General features: G+C 46.9%; 7 protein-coding genes. All 7 read right to left on the reverse strand.

Annotation, left to right across the window (positions count from 1 at the left end; all coding sequences use genetic code 11):
* Positions 1–4 precede the first annotated feature (4 nt).
* Positions 5–1,165, reverse strand: coding sequence for a glycosyltransferase family 4 protein (locus HOP44_RS20690; RefSeq protein ID WP_172256926.1), 1,161 nt, complete (start codon positions 1,163–1,165; stop codon positions 5–7).
* A 67-nt stretch (positions 1,166–1,232) separates the two neighbouring features.
* The gene (locus HOP44_RS20695) at positions 1,233–1,880 is read right to left on the reverse strand and encodes a sugar transferase (RefSeq protein ID WP_172256971.1); all 648 of its coding nucleotides are present in this window, start codon (positions 1,878–1,880) and stop codon (positions 1,233–1,235) included.
* 105 nt (positions 1,881–1,985) lie between these two features.
* A complete protein-coding gene (locus tag HOP44_RS20700) occupies positions 1,986–2,627 on the reverse strand; it encodes a CpsD/CapB family tyrosine-protein kinase (RefSeq protein ID WP_172256928.1) in 642 nt (213 codons plus the stop codon).
* A gap of 64 nt (positions 2,628–2,691) precedes the next feature.
* Positions 2,692–3,906, reverse strand: a complete 1,215-nt coding sequence (locus HOP44_RS20705; protein WP_216667673.1) for a glycosyltransferase — start codon at positions 3,904–3,906, stop codon at positions 2,692–2,694.
* 12 nt (positions 3,907–3,918) lie between these two features.
* On the reverse strand, positions 3,919–4,674 hold the full coding sequence (locus HOP44_RS20710) for a YveK family protein (RefSeq protein ID WP_172256932.1): 756 nt from the start codon (positions 4,672–4,674) through the stop codon (positions 3,919–3,921).
* A 779-nt stretch (positions 4,675–5,453) separates the two neighbouring features.
* On the reverse strand, positions 5,454–6,542 hold the full coding sequence (locus HOP44_RS20715; protein WP_246369971.1) for a right-handed parallel beta-helix repeat-containing protein: 1,089 nt from the start codon (positions 6,540–6,542) through the stop codon (positions 5,454–5,456).
* Positions 6,543–6,975: 433 nt separating this feature from the next.
* The gene (locus HOP44_RS20720) at positions 6,976–8,619 is read right to left on the reverse strand and encodes a right-handed parallel beta-helix repeat-containing protein (protein WP_172256936.1); all 1,644 of its coding nucleotides are present in this window, start codon (positions 8,617–8,619) and stop codon (positions 6,976–6,978) included.
* Between the last annotated feature and the right edge of the window lie 518 nt (positions 8,620–9,137).

Here is a 9,137-nt window from a genome sequence, read left to right on the forward strand (position 1 = left end):
CGGATTAAAGCACCCGCGTAATCATTCTTTCCGCACCGAAATGCCGTCCGTCCTCATGCTGCTTGTTGTGAATATGGGTCTGCAGATTCTGCCTGAACACTTCCGGCGAGAAACGCATCGCATTTTTGCGACAATTCGCCGGCAGAATTTTGCTGCTCTCCTGTTCAAACTGTTCGACCGCCGCGATCATCGCTGCCGGACTTTGCTCTTTGTAGAACACGCCCGTCGGGAGGATCTCGTCGAGGCCTTTCACCGTTTCCAAAGCTCCGCCTTTTCCGTAAGCGATCACGGGCGTTCCGCACGCCTGTGCTTCAACCGGCGTAATCCCGAAATCTTCTTCTGCCGCAAACACGAAAGCACGGGCACGCTGCATATGATCGACCAGCACTTCGTCCGGCTGATAACCGAGGATTTGGATATTGGCCGACTTGAACTTGCGTACTTTCTCCATATCCGGTCCGTCTCCGATAATGACCAGTTTCTTATCCGGCATCTGGGAGAACGCTTCGGCGATCATGTCCATTTTCTTGTACGGAACCATCCGCGAAGCGGTGAGGTAAAAGTCTTCCTTGTCTTCGCGAGCCGTAAAAGCGGCCACGTTCACGGGCGGGTAAATGACCGAAGCTTCCCGGCGGTAGACTTTCCAGATCCGGTTGGCGATAAACTGGGAATTGGCGACGAAGTGATCGACGCCGTTGGAAGTCCGATAATCCCACATCCGGATCCGGCTCAGAATCATTTTGGCCATGGTTCCTTTCAGCCCTTTGTCCAGACCCGATTCTTTCAGGTACTGCGGCTGCATATCCCAGGCATAACGGATCGGAGAATGCACGTAGGAAATATGCAGCTGATCCGGCCCGGTAATGACGCCTTTGGCTACCGCATGTGAACTGGACAAGATCAAGTCGTACGAAGACAGGTCGAACTGTTCGATCGCAAGCGGCATCAACGGCAGATATTGACGATATTTCTTTTTAGCGAGCGGCAGTTTTTGCAGGAAAGAAGTATGTACCGTTTTCCCGCGCAGGAATCCTCTGTCTTTTTCGGGCATAAAATCAACCAGACTGTAGATTTCCGCTTCGGGGAAAATATGAATCATCTGCTCCAGCACTTTTTCAGAGCCGGCATAACTGGTCAGCCAATCGTGTATAATCGCGACTTTCATTCGGATTCACCCTTTCTCTATTGTTGTTGGGTAGGCTTTCTGCCGCCGGTCGGTCCAAGGCTGCCTGTTAATAGGCTCCTCTTTTAAGCAGAACGCTCACGACGGTTGCGAAAAGAATCCGGATATCCAGCCAGATCGTGCGGTGGTAGACATAGTAGAGTTCAAGGTCGACGCGTTCGGGATAACCGACATCGCTGCGTCCGCTAACCTGCCAATACCCGGTAACCCCCGGTTTGACCGACAGCAGATCGTTTTTGCGGTCTTTGTACTCTTTCAGTTCCTGGGCTACAATCGGACGCGGTCCAACCAGGCTCATCTCTCCTTTGAGTACATTCAACAACTGCGGCAGTTCATCCAGGCTGGTTTTGCGAAGGAAACGGCCAATCGAAGTAATACGCGGGTCTTCGTCTTGTTCCAATTTGTAATTGTTGGCCACATACTTTTGGAACAATACCGGATCTTCTTTCAACCTCTGCTCGGCGTTGGTCGCCATAGAGCGGAATTTGTAAATGCTGAACATATTGGAGTTTTTCCCAAATCTTTTTTGTTTGAAAAATACCGGTCCGCTGCGGTCTTCAATCTTGATCAATACGGCCAGTACGAGAAATAACGGCGATAGCAAAATCAGACCGATCAGGGAGGCCACCAAGTCCATACTTCGTTTGGTTGCGTTAAACACGATTCCCCGGTTCCAGGTTAGATTTCGGAAAGCCATCTCATTGTATTCTGTCGCTTCGGCATCGTTGTTGACTACACTCATGATTTCCCCTCCATTTATCTTGGATGTCTTCGGTTGTCTTTGGATGTCGAGTTAGCAGAGTTAAGCTTTGTTCAGTACTACGCCGAGGATATGGGCATTCACATGATCCATTCCTCTTTTCACTTTCTTGAGTTCTTCTTTGGTTACTTTGCCCTGATGGGCGACCAAGACCACGCCGTCCGACAAGGTTCCGAGAATTTGGGCATCCGATACGACCAACGCGGCCGGCGAATCGAGAAGAATGACGTCATAATAACCGGATACTTCTTTCAGCAGTTCCTGCATCTGGTCCGAACCGAGAATTTCGGACGGATTCGGAGGAATCGTTCCCGCGGTAAGTACCGACAAATTCGGAATAGCCGTCGTCGAGACTGCCGCTTCCAATCCGCATTGTCCGCTTAGAACATCCGTAAGTCCCCGTTTATTCGAGCGCGGAAACACTTTTTGCAGGGAAGGGTTTCTCAAATCCGCGTCAATCAACAGTACCTTTTTGTTCTCCTGCGAATAAGAGACCGCGAGATTCGTCGCCGTTGTCGTTTTGCCTTCCTGATTGCCCGCCGAGGTGACCAACAATACTTTCGAAGAACGCCCCATGGAAGAGAAACGGATATTCGTCCGCAGCGTTCGGTACGATTCCGAAGCTTCGGCGCTCGAATTTTTGTTGGCTACCAGATACGTTCCGCTGCTCATCGCTCTAGTCATCGTTTTCATCGCCTGCCTTTGATTTGGAATAAGTGAATGATTTGTGTTTTATCGAAATGAATGCTTATAAAATGTGTTGGGCTTCGCTTACGGACGGAAGCATTGCTTCCTCCCAGGGCTGATCGCCGGTAAATTGTTTGGAGATCACCATTTTGTACAGGTCTTCCATCTTGCGCGTTTGTTCGTAAAGATCAAACTTCCGGCTTACCCGAACGCGGCCGTATTCGCTGAATGAATTCCACAGTTCGCGATCCGACAACAACCGTTCGATGTACGAACTGAGTTTAGCCGCATCTCGTTCGGGAGCCAGATAACCGGTTCTGCCATGTTCGACCGCTTCCGGAATTCCTCCGGTTGCAAAGCTGGCAACGGGAAGCCCCATCGCTGCCGCTTCAAGGAAGACCATGCCCAGCCCTTCTTCGGCTCCGTTCTCTGCTCTTACGCTTGGAACACTGAATACGCGTGCCTGATTCATCCATTCGCGTACGACGTCGGGAGACTGGGTGCCAAGGAAACGGTAGCGGGTCAATTTCGAGGCTGCCCGTTCTTCCAATTCACTGCGCAGAGGACCGTCACCGATAATAATCAATTCCGCTTCGGGATTGCTGCGCTGTACTTCGGCCATGGCATCGATCAGATACGCGCAGCCTTTGACTTCAACCAATCGTCCTACAAACAACACGGCATCACGGCGTTGGATCGAAGAATCGGGTGTGAAGGTTTCCGTGTTGATTCCGATATAGTGACGAATCACTTTTTCCGGCGGATAACCCTGGCTGAGCAGCTTGCTGCGGATAAAATCGGAGACTGCAATAAAAAGGGCTCCTTTTTGCTGCAGTTTTGGACGCTGTTTCAGATAATTTCGATGGGTATAATAAGATTTTCTGGCGTACTCGTCTTTGGTCGTAGCATCGTAACCATGAAAAGTAACGATAAGAGGAATTTTAAGTTTTTCCGCAATCGGCATGGCCAGACAACCTTCCGGACCGAAATGGGCGTGGATCAATCGGGGCTGGATCGCTTTAAGGCGTCGGGTCAGTACACGGCCGGGACCCATAAGTTTGAATTCGAGTTCTTTTCTTCGGCCCGCTATGCCTCCCGTGTTGATAATAATCTGCTTATCCGTTTCGATCTGAAGCCCAGGTACAAGACGGGAACCCATAAAATAAGAATGAAACGACTCAAAACGTTCAGCCTGACTTTTGATGAAAGTCTCGGACGGCGGAAGAATTTGATCCCGGTAGATGAGAACGGGAAGCTCGGGTTGAATGAATTTCATGGGCACCCTCGATTATCTCTGCTCGTTGGCAGTACGAAGTACGGACGTTTCTTCCGGTTGTCCTGAATAGTTGGCCTGCTGATTTTTCAAATCGCTTTTTGCAATCCGTTCGACTTTGGCAAGGACAGGAAGACCAAGCGCATTTTCGACATCGAATTCCGTTTTGACCGAGTCATCCAGATATTCGAGCAGGAAGACAATACCGAAGCCCAACATAAGTCCAACCACGAGGCCCAGTATAATCAGCATTTGCCGATGATCGTTGACAGGCTCCGGCGAACGGTTCGGGTCGGCTGCGTTAAGTACGCTGACATTGCTGACTTGCATGATCTCGGGAATTTGGCTGATAAAAACATTTCCTGTCGAGTTGGCGATCGTAGCAGCCGTTTCATAAGAAGGAGCTTCTACCGATACATTGATAACCTGCGTATTTTGCGTCGAATCGATCATCAGCTTGTCGCCGACTTGCGTCGAAGTAAGATTCAACTCCGGGTGGCGTTCCACGACAAGTTTGGTAATCGAATCGGAAGTAATGATTTTTTTATACGTATTGATTAATTTCAGGTTGGCTTCTATGGAACTGGAATCTACCTGGGCTTGACCCGTACTGGTGATCGAAGGTTCATTGACGATCAAATCGACCGAGGCGCGATAAAGCGGCTGGTATTTCATGTTATACACGATTGCGGCTGCAAAGCAGAGCAGTACGGTGAGTACCAGTACCCACCATCTTTTTTTAATGACGCTTAGATACTCTTTTAATTCCATGAATAATCCCTCCGTATTCGTAAAATAAAAATCAGCGGCAGCCGCTTGCGGCTTGGCCATAAATTAACGCAGCATCACGGGAATCAATTCTGCTGCAAATCATAGACACGAATATCCTAAGAAGCGAACTGTAAAAATAAAATGAAATGAAAATGTAAAAATGATGACTTGTGTAAAAAAACTTGGAATTCTCTTACATTTTCAAAAGTGTAAACGTAAAATCCGAACCTTTGCCGTCTATCCGGTGATATCCGGGTTCGTCCATCAAGCGCTGCTCTATTTCGCTAAACCGGGTTGGATGGAACGATTATGTAAACCATGCGAATTCGCTGTGATCCACTTCCTTCCGTCATGCAGCCTTCTTTATTCCAGAAGAAGTCTCTCACGTTATAGATGCCAAAAGTCCCTATAATATTTTTTTGCTATCACTTTGTTTTTTCGCCAACCCCTTTCATGTTGTTTGCGCTGGCGAATTTGCTAAGCTGCTAACAAAAGTCTGTAGCCAGCTTTGCTTTTTCCGAAAATTGTTAACAGATTATTCACCAATTCTTTACAAAAAGTTAACTTTGCTTTCCTGGCTTTCGATTTGCCTTTGCGATGCTAGTTTATAAACCGCCTATTTTGGCTTGAATCATTTTCGATTTCTTTGCGTTTGTTTTGGTTCTAATTACCTACACTTTATCCACAAGCAAGCAGACTAATTTACCTATTTTAAGTGAACAAGCAAGCAGAAGAAACAAAAAGAAGCCGGACATGAATATCCGACTTCTTTTTGAAATTCAGAAACCTATATTTCCTTCGGAATGAATAGTACCACTTTTGAAATTCGTTGCCAATCCTTTCGTATTTTCGAGTTTATTCGCGTCGAAATAGATATTGCCGATCTCTCCGCTGCCCCATACTCCGATCCCTCCATGCACGGAATCACTAATCGTATTTCCGTTAAACTTGATCTCGTCAATATTGCCTTGCGAAGCATATACAAGAATATTGGGGTGTTCTCCGGCTATACGTGTACCTGTATGTTCGATCGTATTGCCGCTAATGCTTACATTTTTGACATTTCGTGTATCCCATTCTTTTTCTACCGAGATATAAATGCCGGCCATCTCCGTATCCCGAATCTGATTATTCTCGATTTTGACGTTTTCTCCGCCTACCACAGAGATCCCACGGGCTTTCGACCCATAGCCTACATCGTTGTCGCGAATAGTGATATCGCTTGTGGTCTGAGAGTTCTCTTCATAGCTGACTACCGCGATCGTGTCGTCTCCCGCTTCACGTACACTGTTTTCGGTAATCGTTACTCCAGTGCTTCCATTCGTAATATGTATTCCGTCTGCACCGGTATTTCGAAGAGAATTTCCTGTGATCGTACCGTTCGAAGACTCATCGCCTACAAAAATCCCGGCGGTACTCGACTTATCGATCAGCAGATTCAAAATTTTGAAATTGCTGGCACCTTTTACCGTAATGCTGTTTTTGTCATTGGCTCCATTGCCGCGTTCGACCGTTGTCTCGTATACATGGGCAAATCCGCTGAGCACAGCGCCCTCTCCTTGCATGTCGATTGATCCGTTCTCCGGATTGGTGGATGTCAGAATGGCTTTATCGCTTCCGTCACCGAGCAGGCTGACTCCGTTTACGGTCAAAATCCCGCTTAACCGATAATTGCCTGGCGGAATATACACGGCCTTCTTTTGCTCGGCGGCCCGATCGAGTACGGCTTGAATAGCGGACAAGTCGTCGGTATCGTCATCGGGTGTCGCCCCTTCATCCACAATCGATAGAGCTCCTTCCGGAATTTCGATCGCGGGCGCTTTTTCCGTCACTTCTTCTGTTTTTCCCGTTTTTGCTTCTTCTTTCAAAAATACGGCTCCTCTCCATATCGCCAGAACCGCAGCGACCAGCACGACGACGGAGATCACCCACCATACCTTTTTTGATTTTCTTTTCATAGGCTCCTCCTACACTCCTTTGTTTCTCTTTATTCTTGCTATCCAAGCGTACAACTTTTTCAATACCTGATTCAAGCGGACGTTTTATCAGCAATTGTTTTTTTACTGTTTCAGGTTATTGAAAAGAGGTTAATTTAGGACTAGTGTTATATAAACATCTGAATCTATTCCTAAGCACAGCTCCTGATAAATACGCAAAAAAAGCGGATGCCGGCTGCAGCCGATATCCGCTTCTCTCTTGCTTTGAAACCTCTAACAATCCCGCTTATAATCCTGCCTGGTTCGCCAAGCTACCCTTGTACCCTCTTCTTGATTCAAGACATTCCAACTGCTATTTTATATTTCAAAAACCCACATTTTGATTCAATTTGATTTTCCCATTTGTGAATGTGGTGGCTTCTCCGACCCGGTTAATCAATGTGTTTTTGTTAAATGTTATTTTTTGAATCGAACCGCTTCCCCACACACCAATCCCGCGATGAGCCCCATTTTTGATGATGTTGTTGTTAAACACCACGTTATCCACGATTCCCTGCGAAGCATATACCAATACATTCGGATGATTCTGCGGTTCTGCAATACCTGTATGGTTGATTACGTTATTGGAGACGGTTATGCGATCTACATTACGTGTATTGTAAGAAGCCTCTACCGCAATATAAACGCCGGCCATGTTCGTATCCTGGATCGAATTGTTCGAAATAGTCACATCCGTTCCGCCTACCACGGCAATTCCCCGTGCTTTGGATCCGTAACCGACGTTGTTTTTCCGAATCGTAATATGATGGGCAGGCAAAACATCGCTATCGATGTAGCTGACAACTGCAATCGTATCATCTCCGGCTTTGCGTACCGTGTTGTTCTCTACGGTGATATAACTGCTTCCACCGGTCATATGGATCCCATCGGCTCCTGTCGAATCCAAGGTATTGCCGCTCACAATTCCGTTGGTTGAACCATAAGTAACCATAATACCTGCCGTACTTGATTTGCTTACATATACGTTTTGAATTTTAAAGTTTTTGGCACCACGCACCGTAATACTATTCTTTTCATTGGATCCGTCTCCGCGCGGAACGGTAGTTTGGTAAGCATGCTTCAGATTGCTTAATTCGGCTCCGGTTCCTTTGAGATCGATCGAACCCCGTTTGGGGTCGGTCGAAGTGAGAGTAGTCAGAAACTTTCCGGCTCCCTGTACTTTAACTCCATCAATCGTCAAAATTTCGCTCAAGACATAATTGCCTGCCGGTACATACACCGGTTTGTTCAAAGATTTCCCGGCATCAATAGCTGCTACGAAAGCTGCATAATCATCGCCCGAATCATTGGCTTTAGCCCCGTAGTCCACAACCGATACGACAGCAGACGGTTTGACAGCGGCTGCCGATACTTTGGCCGAAGCACCCGGGCTTGCCGAAGCACTTGAACCCGTATAGACAATATTGGGCTGCCAAAGAGTATGATCATGATTGGAGCCGGTACGTTTATTTACGACAAACGAAATTTCGGTGCCTGGTTCAACGGATATTTTTGAGACATCGGTCGGTTTTACTGCAGTGGTGTTCGTAAGAATAGAACTCCAGAGCGTTTCTCCATCTTTTTTGATACTTGCTGCTACTCCGTCGCCTTCCGGACTGCCTTTTTGTACACTGCCGGTAATCGAGATCGTACCTGTTCCGGGTGAAACCCATTTGCGGACCGCATCAAAATTCTGATCCGGATGAAGGGCAGTCGCCGACACCCAAGGATAACCTTGAGGAGCCGCCCAACGTTTATTATTTTTATCATAGAGAAGTTCCAAATAAGCGGTGCCCGATAATTTCTCGTAATACCACTGATTGACTCCTTGTTTAACGGTATCAAATCCTTGCGAAGCCGAATAGGTCCGTGTAATTTGACTCGTTTGCGCAGAAGCAGTTCCCGCGAAACTTGCTCCCAATCCCAACGATATAGCAACTAAACCTGACAAAATTTTATGTTTATTCAAAATATACCTCCCCAAATACTTGATTGCGGCGTAACAGCCCAGTCTCTAATTCAGGTGCGTTTTTCTACAGGACGTATCCTGTTGCTATCTATGTGGTCGTTCTTATTCGTGCGAAGAAAGATAAGCGGAGCTTAACGGAACGTTTGTCATTCCTACAGTGGATATGAAGTCAATCAGGAGATTGGGTTCTTCCTCAGCCTGGATGATCTAAAACCGATTTGACACTATTTCAAGACATCAAAAAATCTCCTATCTTAAATAATATCGGCGTTTTCCAAGGCATTGTTTAGACCCAAATCCCATTCTACTATAAATTGAAAAGAAAAGTGACAATTCCGACATTATTTTTTCGCAAATTCCCTGAAATTTTACAAGTAGACATGACTTAGCGCAAGTTTAAACACAAAAAAGCCTTTACCGCGATCGCGGTAAAGGCTTTTGCTTTTCGGCTTGGCAGCTTCCTACTCTCCCGGGACCCTGCGGTCCAAGTACCATCGGCGCTAGAGGGCTTAACGGTC

It is taken from the genome of Saccharibacillus deserti (assembly GCF_013618475.1).
Classification (GTDB): Bacteria; Bacillota; Bacilli; order Paenibacillales; family Paenibacillaceae; genus Saccharibacillus; species Saccharibacillus deserti.

Excerpts from the sequence above, each read along its gene's own strand:
- HOP44_RS20690 (WP_172256926.1), bottom strand. The coding sequence starts at position 1,165 with ATGAAAGTCGCGATTATACACGATTGGCTGACCAGTTATGCCGGCTCT.
- HOP44_RS20695 (WP_172256971.1), bottom strand. The coding sequence starts at position 1,880 with ATGGCTTTCCGAAATCTAACCTGGAACCGGGGAATCGTGTTTAACGCA.
- HOP44_RS20700 (WP_172256928.1), bottom strand. The coding sequence starts at position 2,627 with ATGACTAGAGCGATGAGCAGCGGAACGTATCTGGTAGCCAACAAAAAT.
- HOP44_RS20705 (WP_216667673.1), bottom strand. The coding sequence starts at position 3,906 with ATGAAATTCATTCAACCCGAGCTTCCCGTTCTCATCTACCGGGATCAA.
- HOP44_RS20710 (WP_172256932.1), bottom strand. The coding sequence starts at position 4,674 with ATGGAATTAAAAGAGTATCTAAGCGTCATTAAAAAAAGATGGTGGGTA.